The 19,452-nt window shown below is 65.7% G+C and carries 22 protein-coding genes; 10 read left to right on the top strand and 12 right to left on the bottom strand.

Annotation, left to right across the window (positions count from 1 at the left end):
- Positions 1–149: 149 nt before the first annotated feature.
- Entirely contained in the window at positions 150–1,124 is a 975-nt protein-coding gene (locus QM615_RS07370) for an NAD(P)/FAD-dependent oxidoreductase (protein ID WP_149406787.1), read from the bottom strand.
- Between the two features lie 237 nt (positions 1,125–1,361).
- Between QM615_RS07370 and QM615_RS07375 the strand changes: the two genes are divergently transcribed.
- Positions 1,362–1,604: a hypothetical protein gene (locus QM615_RS07375; RefSeq protein ID WP_149406788.1), complete on the top strand. Its 243-nt coding sequence runs from the start codon at positions 1,362–1,364 to the stop codon at positions 1,602–1,604.
- Here QM615_RS07375 and QM615_RS07380 read toward each other — a convergent pair.
- Complete coding sequence (locus tag QM615_RS07380) at positions 1,601–1,756, bottom strand: hypothetical protein (protein ID WP_188078726.1); 156 nt, start codon at positions 1,754–1,756, stop codon at positions 1,601–1,603. The genes QM615_RS07375 and QM615_RS07380 overlap by 4 nt on opposite strands.
- Positions 1,757–2,010: 254 nt before the next feature.
- On the opposite strand from QM615_RS07380, the gene QM615_RS07385 reads away from it, so the two are divergent.
- Both QM615_RS07385 and QM615_RS07390 read left to right on the top strand, forming a co-directional pair.
- Positions 2,011–2,901 (top strand): SGNH/GDSL hydrolase family protein, encoded by an 891-nt coding sequence (locus QM615_RS07385; protein ID WP_283347175.1) that lies wholly within the window; start codon positions 2,011–2,013, stop codon positions 2,899–2,901.
- Positions 2,902–2,964: 63 nt separating this feature from the next.
- Positions 2,965–3,606 carry a LysE family translocator gene (locus QM615_RS07390; protein WP_283347176.1) on the top strand — a complete coding sequence of 214 codons (642 nt, stop codon included), beginning with the start codon at positions 2,965–2,967 and terminating at the stop codon, positions 3,604–3,606.
- Here QM615_RS07390 and atzF read toward each other — a convergent pair.
- Genes atzF through QM615_RS07415 form a run of 5 tightly spaced genes read right to left on the bottom strand, consistent with a single transcriptional unit; the run spans position 3,531 to position 10,270 of the window.
- Positions 3,531–5,291, bottom strand: a complete 1,761-nt coding sequence (atzF, locus tag QM615_RS07395; RefSeq protein WP_283347177.1) for an allophanate hydrolase — start codon at positions 5,289–5,291, stop codon at positions 3,531–3,533. The two genes, QM615_RS07390 and atzF, sit on opposite strands and share 76 nt — an antisense overlap.
- Positions 5,281–7,293: a 5-oxoprolinase/urea amidolyase family protein gene (locus QM615_RS07400; protein ID WP_283347178.1), complete on the bottom strand. Its 2,013-nt coding sequence runs from the start codon at positions 7,291–7,293 to the stop codon at positions 5,281–5,283. Before QM615_RS07400 ends, atzF begins: the two co-directional genes overlap by 11 nt.
- Entirely contained in the window at positions 7,290–7,931 is a 642-nt protein-coding gene (locus QM615_RS07405; RefSeq protein WP_149406791.1) for an urea amidolyase associated protein UAAP2, read from the bottom strand. Before QM615_RS07405 ends, QM615_RS07400 begins: the two co-directional genes overlap by 4 nt.
- Positions 7,928–8,716: an urea amidolyase associated protein UAAP1 gene (locus QM615_RS07410; protein ID WP_283347179.1), complete on the bottom strand. Its 789-nt coding sequence runs from the start codon at positions 8,714–8,716 to the stop codon at positions 7,928–7,930. The genes QM615_RS07405 and QM615_RS07410 overlap by 4 nt, the downstream gene beginning before the upstream one ends.
- Before the next feature lie 6 nt (positions 8,717–8,722).
- The gene (locus QM615_RS07415) at positions 8,723–10,270 is read right to left on the bottom strand and encodes an amino acid permease (protein ID WP_068049473.1); all 1,548 of its coding nucleotides are present in this window, start codon (positions 10,268–10,270) and stop codon (positions 8,723–8,725) included.
- A gap of 188 nt (positions 10,271–10,458) precedes the next feature.
- On the opposite strand from QM615_RS07415, the gene QM615_RS07420 reads away from it, so the two are divergent.
- From QM615_RS07420 to QM615_RS07435, 4 genes are read left to right on the top strand one after another with little or no spacing between them, the layout of a single operon-like run.
- Positions 10,459–11,160, top strand: a complete 702-nt coding sequence (locus QM615_RS07420) for a TetR/AcrR family transcriptional regulator (protein WP_283347180.1) — start codon at positions 10,459–10,461, stop codon at positions 11,158–11,160.
- Positions 11,157–11,822, top strand: coding sequence for an SDR family NAD(P)-dependent oxidoreductase (locus QM615_RS07425; protein ID WP_283347181.1), 666 nt, complete (start codon positions 11,157–11,159; stop codon positions 11,820–11,822). The genes QM615_RS07420 and QM615_RS07425 overlap by 4 nt, the downstream gene beginning before the upstream one ends.
- Before the next feature lie 10 nt (positions 11,823–11,832).
- On the top strand, positions 11,833–12,273 hold the full coding sequence (locus QM615_RS07430) for a cupin domain-containing protein (RefSeq protein WP_283347182.1): 441 nt from the start codon (positions 11,833–11,835) through the stop codon (positions 12,271–12,273).
- Positions 12,266–13,090, top strand: coding sequence for a spermidine synthase (locus QM615_RS07435; protein ID WP_283347183.1), 825 nt, complete (start codon positions 12,266–12,268; stop codon positions 13,088–13,090). Before QM615_RS07430 ends, QM615_RS07435 begins: the two co-directional genes overlap by 8 nt.
- A 12-nt stretch (positions 13,091–13,102) precedes the next feature.
- Here the strand turns inward: QM615_RS07435 and QM615_RS07440 are convergent, their stop codons facing one another.
- Genes QM615_RS07440 through uraD form a run of 5 tightly spaced genes read right to left on the bottom strand, consistent with a single transcriptional unit; the run spans position 13,103 to position 17,036 of the window.
- Positions 13,103–13,879 carry an IclR family transcriptional regulator gene (locus QM615_RS07440; RefSeq protein ID WP_188078727.1) on the bottom strand — a complete coding sequence of 259 codons (777 nt, stop codon included), beginning with the start codon at positions 13,877–13,879 and terminating at the stop codon, positions 13,103–13,105.
- 31 nt (positions 13,880–13,910) lie between these two features.
- Positions 13,911–15,311: a nucleobase:cation symporter-2 family protein gene (locus tag QM615_RS07445; protein ID WP_283347184.1), complete on the bottom strand. Its 1,401-nt coding sequence runs from the start codon at positions 15,309–15,311 to the stop codon at positions 13,911–13,913.
- A gap of 12 nt (positions 15,312–15,323) precedes the next feature.
- The gene (gene pucL, locus QM615_RS07450) at positions 15,324–16,214 is read right to left on the bottom strand and encodes a factor-independent urate hydroxylase (RefSeq protein ID WP_283347185.1); all 891 of its coding nucleotides are present in this window, start codon (positions 16,212–16,214) and stop codon (positions 15,324–15,326) included.
- Positions 16,215–16,219: 5 nt separating this feature from the next.
- Positions 16,220–16,558, bottom strand: a complete 339-nt coding sequence (gene uraH / locus QM615_RS07455; protein WP_283347186.1) for a hydroxyisourate hydrolase — start codon at positions 16,556–16,558, stop codon at positions 16,220–16,222.
- A complete protein-coding gene (uraD, locus tag QM615_RS07460; RefSeq protein ID WP_283347187.1) occupies positions 16,551–17,036 on the bottom strand; it encodes a 2-oxo-4-hydroxy-4-carboxy-5-ureidoimidazoline decarboxylase in 486 nt (161 codons plus the stop codon). Before uraD ends, uraH begins: the two co-directional genes overlap by 8 nt.
- Before the next feature lie 277 nt (positions 17,037–17,313).
- Between uraD and QM615_RS07465 the strand changes: the two genes are divergently transcribed.
- Genes QM615_RS07465 through QM615_RS07475 form a run of 3 tightly spaced genes read left to right on the top strand, consistent with a single transcriptional unit; the run spans position 17,314 to position 19,452 of the window.
- Positions 17,314–17,709, top strand: a complete 396-nt coding sequence (locus QM615_RS07465; RefSeq protein WP_032385160.1) for an allophanate hydrolase-related protein — start codon at positions 17,314–17,316, stop codon at positions 17,707–17,709.
- A gap of 12 nt (positions 17,710–17,721) precedes the next feature.
- The gene (locus QM615_RS07470) at positions 17,722–18,546 is read left to right on the top strand and encodes a hydroxypyruvate isomerase family protein (protein WP_283347188.1); all 825 of its coding nucleotides are present in this window, start codon (positions 17,722–17,724) and stop codon (positions 18,544–18,546) included.
- Between the two features lie 9 nt (positions 18,547–18,555).
- Complete coding sequence (locus QM615_RS07475) at positions 18,556–19,452, top strand: 2-hydroxy-3-oxopropionate reductase (protein WP_283347189.1); 897 nt, start codon at positions 18,556–18,558, stop codon at positions 19,450–19,452.

Raw genomic sequence — 19,452 nt, forward strand, 5'->3', positions numbered from 1 at the left:
TCTCGCTCGTAGCGTTCGCGTGCCTGTTCGCGGCGCCTCCATGGGTGAATATACGTCTTTGCGCAGCGCACACGGGGCCGAAGACGACCCGGAGCCCGGAGAAGCTCAACAGATGTTGTGACAGCGCACAGGCGCCAGTCTCCGGGCATTCAGGAGGCGATGGCCTTCGCCTGTTCGACGGCGAGGCGAACCTCCTCCTCGATCAGGTCACCGTTGATCGCCGCGCCTGCCTTGACTCCGGCCGCGGACGCCGCCACGACGGTGTCCATCGGTGCAGACACGTTGCCCGCAACCCACACGCCGGGCACGGATGTGGCACCGACGGGGTCGGCCTCGACGTACGTGCCGAGAACATGGTCGTTCATGACCATCTCGGTCGTGGCCAGCCCCAGCGACAACAGGACGTCTGCGCGGGAGGTGAAGTTGGGTCCGACGACCAACGCGTCGAGCCGGATCTGTGTGCCGCTCGCGAGTGTCACTCCGACGATCGCGTCGCCCTCGACATCGACCCGAGCGATCTCCCCGTCGACGACCTCGATGCCACGTGCGGCAAGTCGCTCGCGTTCTTGGGTGGCCGATTGTGTTGCCGTGTGCGCGAACACCGTGACGTGCTCGGTGAGCTGACGCCACATCTGTGCCTGATGTCCGATCATGGCGCTGCCGATGATGCCGATCCTGCGATCGCGTACCTCCCAGCCGTGGCAGTACGGGCAGTGCAGTACGTCGCGCCCCCACCGATCGGCGAGGCCGGGGATGTCGGGCAGTACATCGGTGAGGCCGGTGGTGACCAGGAGGCGGCGGCCGCGGACGACGGAACCGTCGGCGAGAGTCACCTCGAACCCGGCTTCGGTTCGACTCGCGGACGTCGCGACACCCTCGACGATGCGTGCGCCGTAGTGGAGCGCCTCGTCTCGGCCGAGGCGAACCAGCTCGAGAGGCGATTCCCCGTCGCGGGTGAGGTAGTTGTGTGAATGCGCTGCCGGAGCGTTGCGGGGATCGCCCGCGTCGATGATCGCGACGGATCGTCGGGAACGGCCGAGGGCCACGGCGGCGCTGAGTCCGGCGACTCCGCCGCCGACGATGATCGCGTCGACCGGAGTGTGTCGATCGGTGTCTGTAGTCATGGGAAGAGTGTCCGACACGGTCCGGAAGTTGGCAATAAATCTTGCCAGGACAGCAAATGATAGAAGCGGAAAATACCCCGGGACGGCGTTGGTGGCTGTAAACGGGCGAATTACCGAATTGTGATCGTGCCGACTTGCATCGAGGCTGTCAGCGGGCGAAATAAGCGCGGATCTACCGCTTGAACAGGGCGTTCACTCGAGGTCTACTGGTCGGTAAGAATCGAGCCGGGGGGGCGTATGGGGCATTTCGAGATCGGCGAGACCGTAATCACGGTTCGCAATCTGGGGCAACTGCGGTGGCGCAGCGGGATACCGAAGGGCACCGTGGGAATCGTCGTGGGAGTCGACTGGCTCGGTGACGCTCGCGTGAGCTTCACCGTCGACGATTCGATGCGCACCCGAGGTGAGACTGTGGAGCACATCGTCGCCGACGGCGACGTCCGCACGCTGCGGGCCGCTCCCCGCCGTCTGATCGGTTAGTTGCTGTCGGTTCGCTCGTCGTCGGTCGCGGGACCGGTTTCGATCGCTCCGCCTTCGCTCGACCAGTCGTTGTCTTCTGCAGCCGCGGCCGGATCGGACGTCACGTCCTTCTCGGCGTCGGGGGTCTTCGAGTCGTTGTTGTCGGTAGTCATGATGCCGGACTACCCGCGCGGCGGAAGAAGCAATCGTCGGCCACCGCGCGGGTGAGTGTGCGGTGGTCTCTACAGCCCGAAGGGCAGCGTTCCCGGTGCCAGCTCGAAGCCACTGCTGCCAGCGGAGATGGAGCCGAAGCCGCTGAGGATCTGGTTGATGAACGCGGTGATCATGAAAATTCCTCTGTTCGATGCGATGGACGTCTGTCCTGGACAACCCGGTCGAGATTACCGGCATCTGTAGCGTCGAAGCTGTGAGGAGCCAGGGAATTCTCGTCGGTCTTGCTGTGTCCGCCTGCGTACTGGCGGGCTGTTCTTCGGACTCGTCGGTGTCGGAAGCGCCTGCTGGGTCGTCGGACGCGTCCGTTCCGCTGAACTACGTCGCGCTGGGTGACTCGGCCGCGTCGGGCCCGCGGATCCCCGATCAGGTCGGCGCACCGGGATGCCAGCAGTCCGATTCCAACTACCCGCACGTACTCGCCGAGGACTTGGCAGTCGGCTCGTTCGTCGACGTCACCTGCTCGGGTGCGGTCACCGAGAACATCGTCTCCACTGCGCAGGGAACATCCAGCGGCGAGGTGCCCGTGCAACTCGACGCGTTGACCCCCGAGACCGATCTGGTGACCGTCACGATCGGCGGCAACGACATCGGGCTGGTGTCGACGGCCGTGGGCTGCCTGACCTTCACGGCGTCGTCGGCCACCAACGTCTGCAGGGACCGGCTCACCGCAGGCGGTGTCGATACCGTCGGTGCCGCCATTGCGGAGAAGGCACCGAACTGGGGAGCCATGCTCGACGCGGTGGCCGACCGTGCGCCCGACGCGCGGATTCTGGTCGTCGGTTACGGCACCTATCTGCCCGACGGTGGCTGCTTCCCCACGCAACCGATGCTGCCGGAGGACGCCGACTACATCCAGGGCAACATCACCGCCATGAACGAGGCACTGAAGCAGCAGGCGGACGAGCACGGTGCAGAGTTCGTCGACACCGAGCCGTTGAGTGTCGGCCACGACGTGTGCGTGGCTGCCGATCAGCGGTACTTCGAGGGGGTCGTCCCGCAGAATCCTGCGGCACCCCTGCATCCGACGGCGGCGGGAATGGCGGCGATCGGTGCCGCGGTGGCCTCGGCAGTGCGTGCCGGATGAGGGAACCACGACACCGTAACTGGCTCTTCTCATGCGGGCCGGTCGACGTGAAGTCTTGACCGCATGGTCTCGTACTCCGCAGTTCTCGGTGTGTTCGCAGTGGCTCTCGCGTTGGTTCTGACGCCGGGGCCGAACATGATCTACCTTGTCTCGCGCAGCATTTCGCAGGGCCGACGGGCGGGACTGGTGTCGCTGGCCGGCGTCGCGATCGGATTCCTGATCTATCTGACGGCCACCAATCTCGGCCTGGCCGCGGTGTTCACGGCCGTGCCCGCCCTGTACACGGCGGTCAAACTCGCCGGCGCGGCCTACCTCGCCTGGTTGGCGGTGCAGGCCGTGCGCGGGACGGTGTCCGCATTCGAACCGACCGAGCTGCAACAGGATTCGAACCGTCGGCTGTTCACGATGGGCTTGGTGACCAACCTGCTGAACCCGAAGATCGCGATCATGTACATCTCGGTCATCCCGCAATTCATCGACCCTGCAGCGGGACACATTCTGCTGCAGGGATTCACGCTCGGCGGGGTACAGATCGCCGTGGCCGTAGCGGTCAACCTGGCGATAGTGGTGCTCGCCGGATCGATCGCGCAGTTCCTCGCCGTTCGCCCGACATGGCTGCGGGTGCAGCGCTACGTCATGGGCACGGTGCTCGGGCTGCTCGCGGTGCGAGTGGCGACCGATGGTGGCAAACCGGTCCCGGCGTGAGCTCTGTACGCGCGCCAGCCGCCGAATTCGGTGATGTCGGTTCCCGCCTCGGCCGCGTCATGCGCACAGCAGAATCCGGTGACCCAGCGACCGTCGGACAACTCGACCGGCCCCAGACCCATCGGTGACGGGAGCCCGGCGAGGAAGGTCCCGAGCGCCGCAGCGGACATGCGATAGAGCTCTCCGGAGATGGGAGCGCCGTCGCCTGCCCGCCGTATCAGGCCGGGCTTGGGCGGGATGGTGTGCAGATCCACCAGCCGGTAGTCCGCCGTGGTCGTCACCTCGCCGCTGAATCGCGCACCGCGATCGGTCAACTGGTGATGCACCGGGAAACCGCGCAGATGTGCGCCGACGGCCAGTACCTCGATGCCGTCGTCGATCAACGAAGGTGACTCGATTCCGCTCAACTGTGCCGCCAGGTCGATTGCGATCTGATCCTCGAACGCGGGTACGACGACCATGACCCCGAACGGAGTGCCGTCCGCCGTCGGAGCTCCGGGAACGGCGACTGCGGCCATGTCGAGCAGGTTGCAGAAGTTGGTGAACGTACCCAGTCGTCGGTTGATGCTCATCGGATCCGACTGCACGGCAGCAATAGTGGGATGTTCGGTGGTGGTGGGTAACAGCAGGCCGTCGAACTCGCTGAGGAGCGTGCGGGCTGCTGTCTTCGCTCGTGCCAGGACATCGAGATCATCCACGTATCGGTGCGCGGACGGCCCTGCTGCCGAGCGGACGATCGCGGCCACCGTGGGATCGGCACCGGCGGGCGCGGTGTCGAGGAACTCCCCGACGGCCGAATAGCGCTGCGCCACAATCGCTCCGTCGTACAGCAGTGTCGCCGCGTCGAGCAGCGCCGAGATGTCCACCTCGGCGTGGGACATGCCCTTGTCGGCCAGGCCGGCGATCGTCTCCTCGAATGCCCGACGGTACGCCGGGCTGAGCGACGTCAGATCCTCACCTCGTGGGACGGCCACACGGGGCTGCGGGGATGCGGCCAGTCGGACGTCGGCGGGCCAGGCCCGGCTGCGCGGATCGGTGGCAGTCGGACCGGCCATGACTTTCATGGCCGCAGTGGCACCGGCGAGATCACGGGCGAGAACGGTGACGCAGTCGTAGTCGGCGCAGGCGGGAACGACACCGGTGTTCGGCACGATGCCCAGTGAGGTCTTGATGCCCACGATTCCGTGGAACGCTGCGGGTACTCGACCCGATCCTGCTGTGTCGGTGCCGATTCCGATGTCCGCGATTCCCAGTGCCACCGCAACGGCGGACCCGGAACTCGAGCCTCCCGAGACCAGCGTGGGATCCCAGGCGCACCGCACCGCGCCGTAGGGGCTGCGAGTGCCGACCAATCCGGTGGCGAACTGGTCGAGGTTGGTCTTGCCCAGCACCAGTGCGCCCTGGCTGGTCAGTCGCTCGATGGCGACAGCAGATACCGAAGCGGTGTAAGCGAACTCGGGGCAGGCCGCGGTGGTGGGCAGACCGGCCACGTCGATGTTGTCCTTGACCGCGACCAGTGTGCCCGCGAGCGGTAGATCGGCACCGGCCGCGAGTGCCTCCTCGAGGGCGACTGCCTCGGCCAGCACGTCGTTCTCGTCACGCAGGGTGATCCAGACCTCGGGCCGATCCACCTCGGCGATCCGCTTGTAGGCCTGCAGAACTCGCTCTCGCACCTCAGGCTGCATCGGTCTTGCCCTTCGTCGTATCGAATTCGCCTGCTGCCGACCACGCATCGCGCTCGGCACCGAAGGCAACGGCTTGCGTCGCGCGGAACTCGGCGATGGAGTCCGCGTTGGTCTCGAGGAAGTTCTCGTGCTCGGCCAGCGAGAATTCACCGTTGGTGATGTCCACGCCGCCGCCGCGGCCGGCTGCCAGATCTGCGCGCAGATCCATCAGTTCCTCGGGTTCGACCGAGTACCAGGAGATTCGGTCGAAGAACCGGAGCAACCACGGGGTGCCCTCCTCGAACGGGCCGTCACTGTAGGCGGCGCTGTGGTTCCACACCTGCGTGGTTCGACCCACGAACTGGTATCCGCCTGGACCCTCCATGCCGTAGATGCACAGGTATGCCCCACCGATGCCGACGGCGTTCTCCGGCGTCCAGGTTCGCGCGGGGTTGTACTTGGTTGTCACCAGGCGGTGTCGCGGATCGAGTGGTGTCGCCACCGGAGCGCCCAGATACACGTCACCGAGTCCGAGCACCATGTAGTCGGCGGCGAAGACGGTGTCGAACACGTCTGCCACCGAGTCGAGTCCGTTCATGCGCCGAATGAACTCGATGTTCCAGGGGCACCACGGAGCGTCGGCGCGCACACCGTGCATGTACCGCTGGATCGCCTCGCGGGTCGAGGGGTCGTCCCACGAGAGCGGGAGCCGAACCCGGCGGCTGGGAACCACGAGCTCCGAGGCCGCGGGAAGATCGTCCTCGACCTCGGACAGCAGACCCATCAACGAATCGATCGACAGCACATCGGGATTCACCTTCACCTGCAACGAGCGGATGCCCGGGGTCAGGTCCACCAACCCGCGCGGGGCGAGTGCCTCGACGCGCTGGTGCAGGGCGTGGACTCGGGCACGCAGGGCCAGGTCGAGTTTCATGTCGCCGTACTCGACGAGGACGTTGTCGTCTCCCGAGCGCCGGTAGGTGACGCACGTGTCGGCGTCGCGTCGAGCAAGGACGCCGTCGTCCCCGTCGCCGCCTGCGGAGAACACTGCAGGCAGAGAAGCGCGCCGAGCGAGACCGAGTGATCCCAATGGGGCGGTGGCCGCGGCTCGCACCGGTACGAAGCGGATGGTGTCCCCGGGTCGGAGCTGGCCGAGCTTCCACCGCTCGGCGGCGACAACGGTGACGGGGCAGACGAATCCGCCCAGACTCGGGCCGTCCGGTCCGAGCAGGATCGGGGTGTCGCCGGTGAAGTCCAGTGCGCCGACGCTGTAGGCGTTGTCGTGAATGTTGGACGGGTGCAGTCCGGCTTCGCCGCCGTCGGTCCTGGCCCACTGCGGCTTCGGCCCGATGAGCCGGACCCCGGTGCGATCGGAGTTGAAGTGCACCTCGTAGCGGGTGGCGTAGAGGGTGTCGATGTCCTCGCGGGTGAAGAACTCCGGTGCGCCGTGGGGGCCCTCGGTGACGGCGATGTCCCAGCTCGATGTCAGCACCGGCAGGTGTTCCATCGGTATCGGACCGAGAATCTCGGAATTGTCCGAGCGTCCGGCCAGGCCGATGACGTCGCCCTCACCGAGGGTGCCGCCGCGATGTCCGCCGAACTTGCCGAGAGTGAACGTTGCTGCGCTGCCGAGATAGTCGTCGACCTCGAGGCTGCCCTGGATCAGAACGTAGATCCGAAGCCCGTGCCCGGTGGTGGTGCCGACATCGAGGGTCGCACCGGCGGGAACCAGTACCGGCTTCCACTGCGCGGCCGGGCGGCCGTCGATACGCACCGGTACCGCCGCGCCGGTGACGCAGACGTAGGTGTCGGCATCGAACGTCAATGCCGGCCCGGCCATGGTGGATTCGAGACCCGGGGCACCCTCGGGGTTGCCGAGCGCGACGTTGCCGAGCCGGAACGACAGGTCGTCCATCGGGCCCGACGGCGGTACGCCCACCTTCCAGTACCCGATGCGACCCGGCCAGTCCTGCACGGTGGTGATCATGCCGGGTCGCTGCACGGTCATCTTGGTCGCGTTCATGCTCGACCGCCCGGCTCTCGCGTCACGATCATCCGCACCGCGGTGGGGTCGAATCCGTTGCAGGGGTTGTTGATCTGCGGGCAGTTGGACACCAGTACCAGCGTGTCGATCTCGGCACGCAAGGAGAGCTTCTTGCCGGGAGCCGACAGACCGTCGACGATGCCGAGCGTGCCGTCGGCGTCGACGGGGACGTTCATGAAGAAGTTGATGTTGGGCACCAGGTCCCGTTTGCCGAGTCCCCACTTGGATCCCTCGATGAGGAAGTTCTCGACGCACGCGTGCTGATGCTGGGTGTGGTGGCCGTAGCGCAGAGTGTTCGATTCCTTGGAGCACGCACCGCCGACGGTGTCGTGGTTGCCGACCTCGTCGTCGACGATCGTCATGATCGGTGTCGAATCATCGCTGCGCAGAACGGTTCCGGTGGTCAGGAACAGGTTCTGCTGAGCGGTGACGGTGGCGGGGGCGGAGTAACGGATCGAGTGATCGTGCGCGCCGTACATCAGGGTGTCGACGGCTTGATTGCCGTACAGATCGACGATCGTCAGTACGTCACCGGCTTCGACGACGGCGGACCACGGGCCGAATGCGGGGGCGATCTCGTCACGAACGATCGTGGTCTCGAGGGTGCTGGCGGTCATTGCGCTGCCTTCCATGCGTTCTCGGTGTTCTGTACTGCGCGCTGGTATTCCGGTTCGGTGTTGTCGAGGGTGAGTAGTTCCTCGGGTGCTCGCCACGCCAGCACGTCGAGGGCCGTCGTAGGGAACTCGGACCTCGGGTCGAGCGGGTGAGCGGTGTTGGCCAGCAACACGATCACCGGCAGGTGGATCAGCAGATCCACCGACTTCCCCGCTCCCGCCGAGCCGGTGCCGACCAGAGCCCCGTCGGCGTCGACTCTCACGCCGTGAAAGAAGGACAGGGACGGTGCGACGTCGCGTGGTTCCAGTCCGTGCTTCGCCGCGGCCAGGGTGAACAGTTCGCGGCCTGCGGGAGCCGACGAATGTGGTCCGCTGACTCCGTATTTCGCGGTGTTGGTAGCGGTGGAGGTGGTGCCGCACAAGGCGTCGTGGTGGCCGGAGGTGTCGTCGACGATGGTCGCCAGAACGCGCCCCTGATCCGAGAGCAGAGGATGGCCGGCACTCAGATACGCCTGCCACGGCACCTTGACGGTGTCGGCGGTGTTGAGTCGCTCCCACGGGGCGTCGGCGCGGTAGAGCAGCAGATTGGCGCAGGCATCACCGTCGACGTCGACGAGGCGTAGCCGGGTTCCGCGAGCGAGGACCTTGGTGGTGTAGCTGCCGCCGGGGACCGATTCTGCCCAGGTGAGCTCCGAGATGCCCTCCGGTGCAGTGGGTGCCGGTGCGACCGTCGCCTGGGAGCGTGCGTGTTCCTTGGCGGAGTGGGTGGTTGCAGTTGCCGTGGTCATGCTGGTTCAGGCTCCGATCGTGACGGGCTTGGGGTGGGCTTTGCCGCGGGGTAGGCAGGCGATACCTACGACGATCACGGCCAGGACGGTCAGGGGTGCGGCCCAGCGCAGCAGTGGGAATTCGCCGGTGGGGTCGAAGATCTCGGCCCGCGGCCACGACAGGTTGACCACCATCAGGCCGCCGTAGAGAACTGCGGCGATGTTGACCGGCAGGCCGAGGCGTCCGAGGGTGAAGAGCTTCTGGCCGTCGGAGTCGTGCTGCACGCCGCCGTGCGGCCAGCCCTTGAGTCGCTGGATCAGCAGCGGGACGGTGACCATCATGTACGCGAGGTAGATCAGCACGATGCAGACGCTGGAGAGCGTGGTGAAGATCGCCGAGTTGCCGACGTTGACGGCCAGGATCGCCACGCAGGCCAGACCGATCAGGACCGAGGGTGCGATGGGAGTTCCGGTGCGCGAGTTGACCTTCGCGAGAGCCGTCGAGGCGGGCAGGCGTCCGTCGCGGGCCATGGAGAACATCAGCCGCGATGCCGCGGTCTGGATGGCGAGGGTGCAGATGAACACCGCGATGGCGACGTCGACCAGCAGGACCTTGCCCCACGGTGAGGTGAGGATCGAGTCGATGACGTACGGAAGCCCCTGGGTTGCGAGCTGACCGTCGGTGAGGCTCGGTGCGGCCATCAGTGCGCCGACGATCATCAGGCCACCGCCCAGTGCCGATGCCGACAGTGCGAGACGGATGGTGCGCGGCGCGACGCGTCGGGGATTGCGGGTTTCCTCGGCGAGTTCGCCTGCCGAGCCGAAGCCGACCATGACGTAGGCCGCCATCAGGCCCGAGACGATCCAGGCACCGATGTAGCCGGGATCGGCTCCGGCACTTCCGGTATCGAACACCACCTGTGGTCCGCGCTCGGCGTGGGTGAAGAACACCAGCACCAGTGCGATGACGCCGACGATCTCGCAGGTGACGCCGATGCTGTTGATGCGCGACATCCAGTTCACGCCGATGCAGTTGATCGTGGTGGTGAGCACCAGCAGAATCGAGCCCAGCACAACGGCATTCGCGGCTCCGCTCGGCGAGGTGAGCGCGGTGTCCTCGCCGATCAGCTGGAACCCGCCCCAGATGCTGGGGAGAACGACCTGCAGTGCGATCGCGGCTGCGGAGGCGGTGACGATCTGCGCGATGATCATGAACCACCCGGCGAACCACCCGACCAGCTCACCGCCCATGCGCCTGGACCAGTGGTAGATCGCGCCCGAGATGGGATAGCGGGCAGCGAGTTCGGCGAAGTTCAGGGCCACCATGAACTGCCCGAGAAACACGAGCGGCCAGGTGAGGAAGAAGGCCGGGCCGCCGAAGCTGAAGCCGAGTCCGAAGAGCTGGAAGATGGTGGTGAGAATCGAGACGAACGAGAAGCCGGCGGCGAAGGACGCGTACTTGCCGAGGCTGCGGTGCAGCTGCTGGTCGTAGCCGAGGGAAGCCAGATCGGAATGGTCGGTGGTGGGCGAGGGTTCCGAACCCGAGCCCGGGGCCGGCAGTGTTGTCGAGCTCATGGAAGTCTCCTACGGGCGAGGTGGGTGGTGAGTGACCGCCCGCTGCATCGCCGAGGCGGGTTTCTGTCAGTTGATAGTTTTCGGCACCGCCGTTCCCTGGCGGTGTCCGTCGTGAAACAACCTCGTTTCGTCTATTTCGATCAGATGACAGAAATCTCACCGTCACGTCGACCTGACAAGATGCAGTCATGACCGGAGCAGGCAGGCCAAGGCTGAGCACGAAGAAGCGGCCGGGCGACACCGCTCGCGAGGAAATTCTCGACGCCTCGGCCGAGCTCTTCACCACTCGCGGATTCACCAATACCTCCACCCGCGTCATCGCCGACGCCGTCGGTTTGCGTCAGGCCTCGCTCTATCACCACTTCGCCACCAAGGACGACATACTCGACGCGCTGCTCAGCGGCACGGTCGATGCGCCGCTGGCCGTCGCGCTGCGCATTCGGCAGTCGGGAGCCGAGGCGGCGACCCAGATGTACGCACTGGCCTACTTCGACGCCGGACAGCTCGGTGCGTCCACCTGGAATCTCGGCGCGCTCTATCTACTGCCCGAACTGCGCAGCGAGCGCTTCGAAACCTTCCGCGACCATCGGTACACGCTGATGAGCCTGTATGCGGACATTGCGTCGGACACGTTGGTCCAGCTCGATTCCGAGCGCAGGCCGGGTACCGAGGACCTACCGTTTCGCCTGGTGGAGACCGTGGTGAACGCGCGAGCCGATCGGGAGAACGGCCGCCGGGACGCGACGGCGGACGCGGCCGGAATCGCCGAGGCCGCTCTGCGGGTACTCGGCTGGACCGGGGATCTCACCGCGTTGCATCGGACTGCGGAGGCCCTGCTCGAGACGGTCGTCGGAATAGTCTTCGAGCCTCGGTCCTTGCATTCGACATGACATCGATAGCAATAGTCGGAGCAGGTGCAGGTCTCGGAGCAGCAGTCGCGCGCAAGTTCGGCGCGCAGGGCTTCTCGGTCGGCCTCATCTCTCGTAATCAGTCCCGTGTCGACGCGCTCGCCGATCAGCTCGCTGCCGACGGTATCTCCGCGAAGGGATTCGTCGCCGATGTGCGCGACCCGGCCTCGATCGCGTCGGCGCTGGAGCAGGTCACCGAGACACTCGGTCCCATCGAGGTACTGCAGTACAGCCCGCTGCCGCAGAAGGACTTCATGCGACCCGTGCTCGAGACCACCCCGGCCGACATGGTCGGGCCGGTCGAGTTCTCCATCTACGGACCGATCGCCGCCGTCCACCAGGTGTTGCCGGGCATGCGGTTCCTCGGCGAGAACAAGGGCACGATTCTGTTCGTCAACGGCGGCTCTGCGGTCAAGCCCGGGCGTACGGTCACCGGCACCTCCATCGCGTTCGCAGGCCAGGCCGCATACGCGCAGCTGCTCAACGAGGAGTTGGCCGGCGAAGGAATCCAGGTGTCGCAGTTGATCATCGGTGGCGCCATCGACGGCAAGGATCCGAAGAAGAGCCCCGAGGCGCTCGCCGAGCAGCTGTGGAGCCTGCACACCGAACGCGACAGGTTCCGGGTTCAGGTTTCGACTGACTAGGGTTGCGTACATGACGTCGCTGCCCGACTGGGCTCAGGCCCTCGACCTCGCACCCCACCCCGAGGGTGGTTGGTTCCGCGAGACCTGGCGCAGCGAGGTCACCATCCCGAAGGAGCTCCTGCCCGACGGCTACCCCGGCCCCCGAGCGGCAGGTACGGCAATCCTGTTCCTGCTCATGCCCGGTCAGCAGTCGGCGTGGCACACCGTCCGCGGCACCGAGATGTGGCTGTACCACCGGGGTAGTCCGGTGCAACTCGACCTCGGTGGCGCAGGGGACGAGCCGGGGGCGGTGTCGGCGCTGCTGGTCGGGCCGGAATCTCCGCAGCAGATCGTGCCGCCGTCCGTGTGGCAGCGGGCGCGTCCGGTGGGCGAGGAACCGAGTCTGGTCAGCTGCACCGTCACCCCGGGATTCGATTTCGAGGACTTCAGGCTCGAGGGCCAACGTGGGTAGGAAGCGGGCCTCGGCGTCTGCCGGATCTCTGCAACCCGGAGTGTTCGAGATCGATTCGGGCACCTGTGAATTGGTGCGCGACACGTTCTCGGACGACGGGTGGGTCGTCAACGTCAACGACGTTCCGAGTTCGCACATCGACATGAACGACCCCACCGTGCTCGAGTTCGAGTACATGCGCTGGATCTCGGGCCTCGTTCGTGCGCAGTGGGATTCGAGCTTTCCGCTGCGGGCGTTGCACCTCGGGGGCGGGGCCTGCACGCTGGCGCGCTCGTTCACCGCGGAATATCCCGGGGCACGTCAGGTGGTGGTGGAGCTCGACGGCAAGCTTTCGGAGCTGGTGCGCGAATGGTTCGACCTACCGCGAGCACCGCTGCTGCGCATCCGCGTCGGCGAGGCTCGGGCGGTCACCGAGACGCTCAGCGAGAACAGTCGCGACCTCATCGTGCGAGATGTGTTCGCGGGAGCAACAACTCCGGAGCCGCTGCTCACGGCCGAGTTCACCGAGCATGTTCGACGCGTCCTCTCGCCCGGCGGCATGTACGTCATCAATTGCGGTGACCGCCGGGATCTGTCGCTCGCGAAGCAGGAGGCGTCGACTCTTCGCAGTGTCTTTCCGCACCTCGCGATCGTCGCGGATCCGGCGATGCTCAAGGGCAGGCGCTACGGCAACATCATCATTGCGGGCAGCGATGTGCCGATCGGGGATTCCCCGTCGCTGGCTCGGGAGCTTCTCGGCGGCGCGGTTCCGGCGCACGTGTGGTTGACCGAGGAAGTGCAGTCCTTCGCGCGTGATGCGAAAGTGTTGCGGGATTGAGACGCTGCAACATCAAGGTGCTGGGTTGTTGCTCGCGAGGTCTTTCGCCAGTCGCTCGGCGGCCGAGATCAGCAGCGGCACGAACTGCTCGGCCGATTCGAGGGTGACGCGCGCTGTCGGTCCGGCGATCGACATCGCCGTGAGGGTCGGGGCACCGAGTACCGGTACGGCGAAGCAGCGGACGCCGACTTCCTGCTCACCGTCGTCGATGGCATAGCCGCGTTCGCGGATCACCGCGAGGTCTTCGAGCAACGCGTCGAGCGTGGTGATGGTGTTGACGGTGCGGGGAGCCATGCCGAGGCGGCCGACGATCGCTCGGACAGCGTCGTCGTCCAACTGCGAGAGCAGCGCCTTGCCGACGCCGGTGGAATGCGGCAACACGCGCTGACCCACCTCGTTGAACATCCGCATCGCGTGTTCGGACGGGACCTGCGCGACGTACACCGCCATGTCGTCCTCGAGAAACGCCATGTTCGACGTCTCGTGCGTGATCCGGACCAGTTCAGCCAGATACGGCTTGGCCCATCCTCCGATCAACTTCGAGGCGCTGTCGCCCAGCCGAATGAGCTTGGTGCCCAGTGCGTATCGGCGGGACGGCAGCCGGCGGACGTAGCCGAGCGAGACGAGGGTTCCGATCAGACGGTGCACCGTCGGCATCGGCAGATCGGTACCCTCGGCCAGTTCGCTGATCCCGATGGATCCGCCCGAGGCAGCCATGATGTCGAGCAACTCGAACGCACGCTCCACGGACTGCACCCCGCCACCTGCCGCCACAGTCCCACCTCGCATGCTCGTAGCTTCTACCGATCTCGATAGAACACTACTGGTGATGCCGCGTCGCCACCGGCGGTGCAGCGGTGACCACCGAGGGCGAGGGTTTCTGACCCATGGTGATGACGTTGAACAGGATATTCAGCACGACGGCGACGATGCTCGCGGCGCTGATGCCGGAGTCGAGCACCACGTGGACCCAGTCCGGGAATGCCGCGTAGAAGCCCGGCACCGCGATGGGGATGACGCCGAAGCCGATGGCCACCGCCACGATGACGAGGTTCAGGTTGCCGTCGAATTCCACCTTGGACAGCGTCCGGATGCCGCTGGCCGCCACCGAGCCGAACAGCACGATGCCCGCACCGCCGAGTACCGGCAGCGGCACCGAGGCGACCACCAGTCCGAGGACGGGGAAGAGCCCGAGGAACAGCAGTACCGAGCCGCCGGCCGCGACGACGTAACGACTCTTGATTCCGGTGACGGCCACGAGACCGACGTTCTGGGCGAACGCACTGGCCGGGAAGGTGCCGAACACGGGAGCGATGGTGGTGGCGACCATGTCCGCTCGCAGTCCGTCGCCGACGCGTCGAGCATCGACATCGGTGCCGACGATCTCGCCGACGGCCAGGATGTCCGCGGTGGTCTCGGTCATGATGACGAGGATGACCACCACCATCGACAGGATCGCCGCGATCTGGAATGTCGGGGCTCCGAATGCGAACGGCTCGGGGAGGCTGAAGATGGCACCGTCGCCCACTCCGGAGAAATCGGCCTTGCCGACGAGAACGGCGAACAGCGTGCCGACGATGATGCCGATCAGGATCGACAAGCGCGAGAGCGTGCCCTGCACCAGCCTGCTCACCAGCAGCACCACCACGAGGCTGAAGGCCGCGAGCCCGATGTTGGACATCGAGCCCCAGTCGGCGGCCTGCTGATCACCGCCCATCGCCCACCGAACCGCAACGGGCAGTAGCGATATACCGATGACGGTGATGATCGTGCCGGTCACCACCGGTGGGAAGAATCGCACGATCTTGCTGAAGAACGGGGTGATGAGGATCCCGATGGCACCGGCCGCGATGATGGCACCGAACACCGAGTTCAAGCCACCCGGCCCGCTCGCGATGGCCACCATCGTCGACACCGACGCGAACGAAATACCCTGCACCAGCGGCAACTTCGCCCCGAAATAAGGCACTCCCAGGGTTTGCAGCAAGGTGGCCGCTCCGCTGACGAACAACGCGGCCGAGACCAGCAGCGCGATCTCGGTTCCGGTCAGTCCCGCTGCGCCGCCCACGATCAGGGGCGGTGCGATGACTCCGCCGTACATCGTCAGGATGTGCTGCAATCCATAGACATACGACCTGCCGATCGACAAACGCTCGTCCTCGGGACGGGCGGGGTCGTGCGGCGCACGGTTGTTGTTCGGCTTGCGCTTCGTCAGCTTCATGTTGCCTCGCTCCTAGCAGAATCCGGGCACGGTATCCCAGGCGCGGCCCGCGTCCGGGGCATCGTCGCGTTCCACCGTGGCCTCGATCAGGCCGTAGGGACGATCCGCGACGTAGAAGACCTCACCGGGGTTGTCGAGTCCGAACGGCTCGAGGTCGACGAGGAAGTGATGGATGTTGGGCATCGAGAACTTGATCTCGCCGATCTCCGGGTGGGCTTCGAGAACCTGCTTACCCATCTGGAACAGGCTCTGCTGCAACGCAAGAGAGTGAGTGGACGCAAAGGCGTCGAGCATGATGGAACGGACGTCGTCGAAGGTCTTGTCGAAGTCCAGCTCGGTGGTGAGGTACCGCCAGCGGGCGCTGACCGACGTGGCCAGGATGCGGTCCGTGGTCTCCTTCAGTGTGGTGTACCGGTCCTTCGGGTAGCCCCAGAATTCCGACGCCGTCGAATTGAGCACCACGAGGTCGCTGATGCCCGAGACGATGGAGATGTCTTCTCCGTCGATCGTGACGATCGTGTTCCGCTTCTCGTCGCCGGCCTTGACGAACGAGTGGTCGTAGCCGTCTTCACCGTTTGCGATACGCGACCACTGGTACTGCTCGATCTCCCAGCGTCCACCGGTGATCCAGTCGAAATTGCCGGTGAAGTGCTTCCCGAGACGAAGTGCGAAGTTCTCGATCGCGCCGATGCCGTCCCGTGCGAAGGCGTACACGGTGTTCTTCTGGGTGTCGGTCGCGACGACGTGGGCGTTGTCGCCCTCGGTGTGGACGGCCTCGAGGTCGCCGCGCAGCTGCGAGGTGACGCTGACGTCGGTGATGCGGTGGCGAGGAGTCTCGCGGTCGATCCGGACGAGTCTGCATTCGGCTTTGCCGTACTGGTTTGCTCCGAGCACGATGGTCATGGGTTCTAGCTCCCTCGATAGGTGGTGAAAGCGAACGGGCTCAACAGAAGTGGGATGTGGTAGTGCTCGTCTGGTGCGGTGATCTCGAAGGTGACGACGACCTCCGGGTGGAAGCATTCGGTGTGTTGGGACGCGAAGTACGCGCCGGTTGCGAAGGTGAGGCGGTAGATGCCCGGTTCGAGTACGGCGGGACCGAGCGACGAGACCCGGCCCTGCTCATCGGTGATTGCATCGGCGACCGGGGTGCCGTGGTGATCGGCAAGCACGATCGAGACCCCGTGCGCAGGAACGCCTCTCCCTGCATCGAGCACGTGAGCGGTCACATGACTCTTCGCGTCAGGCATCGCCGAGACTTCCTGTCGCACGAATCTCGGCGATCTCCCGCAGCTCGTGCTCGACGACAACGGCCTCGGTCTCGGGGTCGTTGCCGAGCCTGCTGTGCAGAGCGTCGAGGACTGCGTGGGCATCCCGGCCGGCGGCCCTGATCAGAAACACCTGCCCGAACTGGTTCTCGTAGGCCAGATTTCCTGCTCTCAGCCGCTGTTCGACGCTGGCGTCGGAGATGTCGACGCCGGATTGCTCGTTACTCGCGTGCCGAGCGCTGGCATCGTCTCCGTCGGGTCTCTCGCCGATGCGCGGGTGCACGGCGAGTGCACGGTGCACTTCCTCGGCTGTCAGTGGTGCCGCAGCGCGATGGATGGCGTGGCGCAGGGCCTGCACGTCGGTGAACGGTCGGGCGCTCAGAACTTCCTGCACCCAGCGAGGCACGTCGAGGCACAGCGAGAGTGTGCGTGCCGCGTCGGCCTCGGAGGCCGTGTTCAAGTCGACGACTGTATCCGATTCCGCAATACGAAATGTTGATTCCACCAAGTGAGCGTGACACCGATCACATGCAGTGTCAAGGGTCGATCTCGAGGCATCCACGTCGATCCGTTCGGAGTTGCTGCACTGCGGTATTGGGCACTTCGGTCGCGCGGACCGTGCACTCGGGTCTTGACAGATCCACGTGGCGCACGCCACACTCGGTTCATTAAACGGAATAGCTATTCCACAATACGGACTTTGAGTCCGACCCATCGAGCCCGAGAGGAACGACTTCATGACGGAGCTCTTCTGCAACGGTGGTGCGATGCGTGGCGGCAGCCTGCACCACAACGTCTCGTCCCACCCGTTCGTGGGGACGGTGCGCACCACCCCGAATTACCGCTTCTTCTCGGTACGGGACGAATTCCCGGCGCTGTTGCTCGATCACACTGCCGGCGCGGCCATCGAAGGCGAGCTCTACGACATTCCTCTCGACGACATCCGGACGGCGTTCCTGCCGGACGAACCGCCGGAGCTCGAGCTCACCGTGGTGGCGCTCGAGGACGGGCGCTCCGTCCTGGGCGTCGGCCTGCGGCCAGGGGTGCTCGATGCGCAACCGGACGAGCTGACCGACATCACCTATGCCGGCAGTTGGCGTCGCTACCGCGGACTACCGCAACCTCAGAACTGAAAGGCACCCTGCATGAACACTTTCGCTGACTCTCGGCTCCACTACACCGTCAACTGTTCCATTCTCTTCACCGATGTTCCGCTGCTCGATCGACCGCAGCGAGCCCGCGATGCCGGCTTCGATGCCGTCGAATTCTGGTGGCCGTTCACGAATCCGGTGCCGTCCGACGCCGATGTCACCGCGTTCGTGTCTTCCATCCGTGATGCCGGGGTGCAGCTGACTGGACTGAACTTCGCCGCCGGCGATATGCCCTCAGGCGATCGCGGGATTCTGTCCGATCCAGCGCAGAAGCAGGCGTTCCGCGACAACATCGACGCCACGGTCGGCATCGGCGAACAACTCGGCACCACAGCGTTCAACGCCCTCTACGGAAATCGCATCGACGGCGTCGACCCGCTCGACCAGGACGAGGTCGCGATCGAGAACCTGGCGGCAGCAGGGAAGGCCGCAGCGAGGATCGGTGCCGTCGTGCTGGTGGAACCCGTCAGCGGCGCGCCCGCCTACCCGATCAAGTCTGCTGCCGGTGCCGTCGCCACCATCCGCCGCGTCGCGCGTGAGCAGGACGTACACAACCTGCGTCTGCTTGCCGACCTGTACCACCTCGCCGTCAACGGAGACGACGTGCCCGCGGCGCTCGATGCCCACCACGATCTGATCGGGCACGTGCAGATCGCCGACTCACCGGGCCGCGGAGAACCGGGTACCGGCTCACTCGACCTCGGCGGACAACTCGCCGGCCTCGCCGAACGGGGTTACGACGGTTACGTCGGACTCGAATACAAAGCCACCCAGCCGGATCCGTTCGCGTGGCTCGAACTGGCCACCACTACCAAGTAGGGATTTCTCATGAGCACCATTGCATTCATCGGCCTCGGAATCATGGGCAGTCCCATGTCCGTTCATCTCGCCAAGGCGGGCCATCAGGTGGTCGGCTACAACCTGACCCCCGATCGCACAGGTCCTTTGGTCGAGGCGGGCGGCACCGCAGCCGATTCCATCGCCAAGGCCGTTCATGACGCGGACGTCATCGCGATCATGGTCCCCGATTCTCCGGATGTGCAGGAGGTTCTCGCCGGTGAGGGCGGGGTGTTCGACAATGCTCGACGCGACGCTCTGATCATCGACTTCTCCAGCATCCGTCCCGACGTCACCGCCACGTTGGCTGCCGACGCGATCTCACGCGGCTTCCGTATCCTCGATGCCCCGGTCTCCGGTGGCCAGGCCGGTGCCGAGAACGCGACCCTGTCGATCATGGTCGGTGGCAGCGCGGACGACTTCGCCACGGCCAAGCCGATTCTCGACGTCGTGGGCAAGACCGTCGCGCACGTGGGGCCCAGTGGCTCCGGGCAGACGGTCAAGGCAGCCAACCAGCTGATCGTGGCCGGCAACATTCAGGTGCTGGCCGAGGCGATCGCGTTCCTCGAGGCCTACGGCGTCGATCTGGCAGCGTCGGTCGAGGTTCTCGGCGGAGGCCTCGCCGGTTCGGCCGTGCTCAACCAGAAGGCGCAGAAGATGCTGGACCGCTCGTTCGAGCCCGGCTTCCGTATCGACCTGCACCACAAGGATCTCGGCATCGTCACCTCCGCTGCACGTGAAGCGGGCGTCGTGATCCCGATGGGCGCCGTGTTGGCGCAGCTGATGGCCTCCGCTCGCGCCAACGGCGATGGCGGACTCGATCATTCGGCGCTGTACCGCGGTGTCGCTCGGCTCTCGGGCTCCCCGATCTCGAGCAAGGACAACTGA

Source organism: Rhodococcus sp. IEGM 1341, assembly GCF_030056895.1.
GTDB lineage: Bacteria > Actinomycetota > Actinomycetes > Mycobacteriales > Mycobacteriaceae > Rhodococcoides.

What these genes read in the sequence shown, in the direction of transcription:
- QM615_RS07370 (WP_149406787.1), bottom strand. Translation starts at nt 1,124, where the DNA reads ATGACTACAGACACCGATCGACACACTCCGGTCGACGCGATCATCGTC.
- QM615_RS07375 (WP_149406788.1), top strand. Translation starts at nt 1,362, where the DNA reads ATGGGGCATTTCGAGATCGGCGAGACCGTAATCACGGTTCGCAATCTG.
- QM615_RS07380 (WP_188078726.1), bottom strand. Translation starts at nt 1,756, where the DNA reads ATGACTACCGACAACAACGACTCGAAGACCCCCGACGCCGAGAAGGAC.
- QM615_RS07390 (WP_283347176.1), top strand. Translation starts at nt 2,965, where the DNA reads ATGGTCTCGTACTCCGCAGTTCTCGGTGTGTTCGCAGTGGCTCTCGCG.
- atzF (WP_283347177.1), bottom strand. Translation starts at nt 5,291, where the DNA reads ATGCAGCCTGAGGTGCGAGAGCGAGTTCTGCAGGCCTACAAGCGGATC.
- QM615_RS07400 (WP_283347178.1), bottom strand. Translation starts at nt 7,293, where the DNA reads ATGAACGCGACCAAGATGACCGTGCAGCGACCCGGCATGATCACCACC.
- QM615_RS07405 (WP_149406791.1), bottom strand. Translation starts at nt 7,931, where the DNA reads ATGACCGCCAGCACCCTCGAGACCACGATCGTTCGTGACGAGATCGCC.
- QM615_RS07410 (WP_283347179.1), bottom strand. Translation starts at nt 8,716, where the DNA reads ATGACCACGGCAACTGCAACCACCCACTCCGCCAAGGAACACGCACGC.
- QM615_RS07415 (WP_068049473.1), bottom strand. Translation starts at nt 10,270, where the DNA reads ATGAGCTCGACAACACTGCCGGCCCCGGGCTCGGGTTCGGAACCCTCG.
- QM615_RS07420 (WP_283347180.1), top strand. Translation starts at nt 10,459, where the DNA reads ATGACCGGAGCAGGCAGGCCAAGGCTGAGCACGAAGAAGCGGCCGGGC.
- QM615_RS07425 (WP_283347181.1), top strand. Translation starts at nt 11,157, where the DNA reads ATGACATCGATAGCAATAGTCGGAGCAGGTGCAGGTCTCGGAGCAGCA.
- QM615_RS07430 (WP_283347182.1), top strand. Translation starts at nt 11,833, where the DNA reads ATGACGTCGCTGCCCGACTGGGCTCAGGCCCTCGACCTCGCACCCCAC.
- QM615_RS07440 (WP_188078727.1), bottom strand. Translation starts at nt 13,879, where the DNA reads ATGCGAGGTGGGACTGTGGCGGCAGGTGGCGGGGTGCAGTCCGTGGAG.
- QM615_RS07445 (WP_283347184.1), bottom strand. Translation starts at nt 15,311, where the DNA reads ATGAAGCTGACGAAGCGCAAGCCGAACAACAACCGTGCGCCGCACGAC.
- pucL (WP_283347185.1), bottom strand. Translation starts at nt 16,214, where the DNA reads ATGACCATCGTGCTCGGAGCAAACCAGTACGGCAAAGCCGAATGCAGA.
- uraH (WP_283347186.1), bottom strand. Translation starts at nt 16,558, where the DNA reads ATGCCTGACGCGAAGAGTCATGTGACCGCTCACGTGCTCGATGCAGGG.
- QM615_RS07465 (WP_032385160.1), top strand. Translation starts at nt 17,314, where the DNA reads ATGACGGAGCTCTTCTGCAACGGTGGTGCGATGCGTGGCGGCAGCCTG.
- QM615_RS07470 (WP_283347188.1), top strand. Translation starts at nt 17,722, where the DNA reads ATGAACACTTTCGCTGACTCTCGGCTCCACTACACCGTCAACTGTTCC.
- QM615_RS07475 (WP_283347189.1), top strand. Translation starts at nt 18,556, where the DNA reads ATGAGCACCATTGCATTCATCGGCCTCGGAATCATGGGCAGTCCCATG.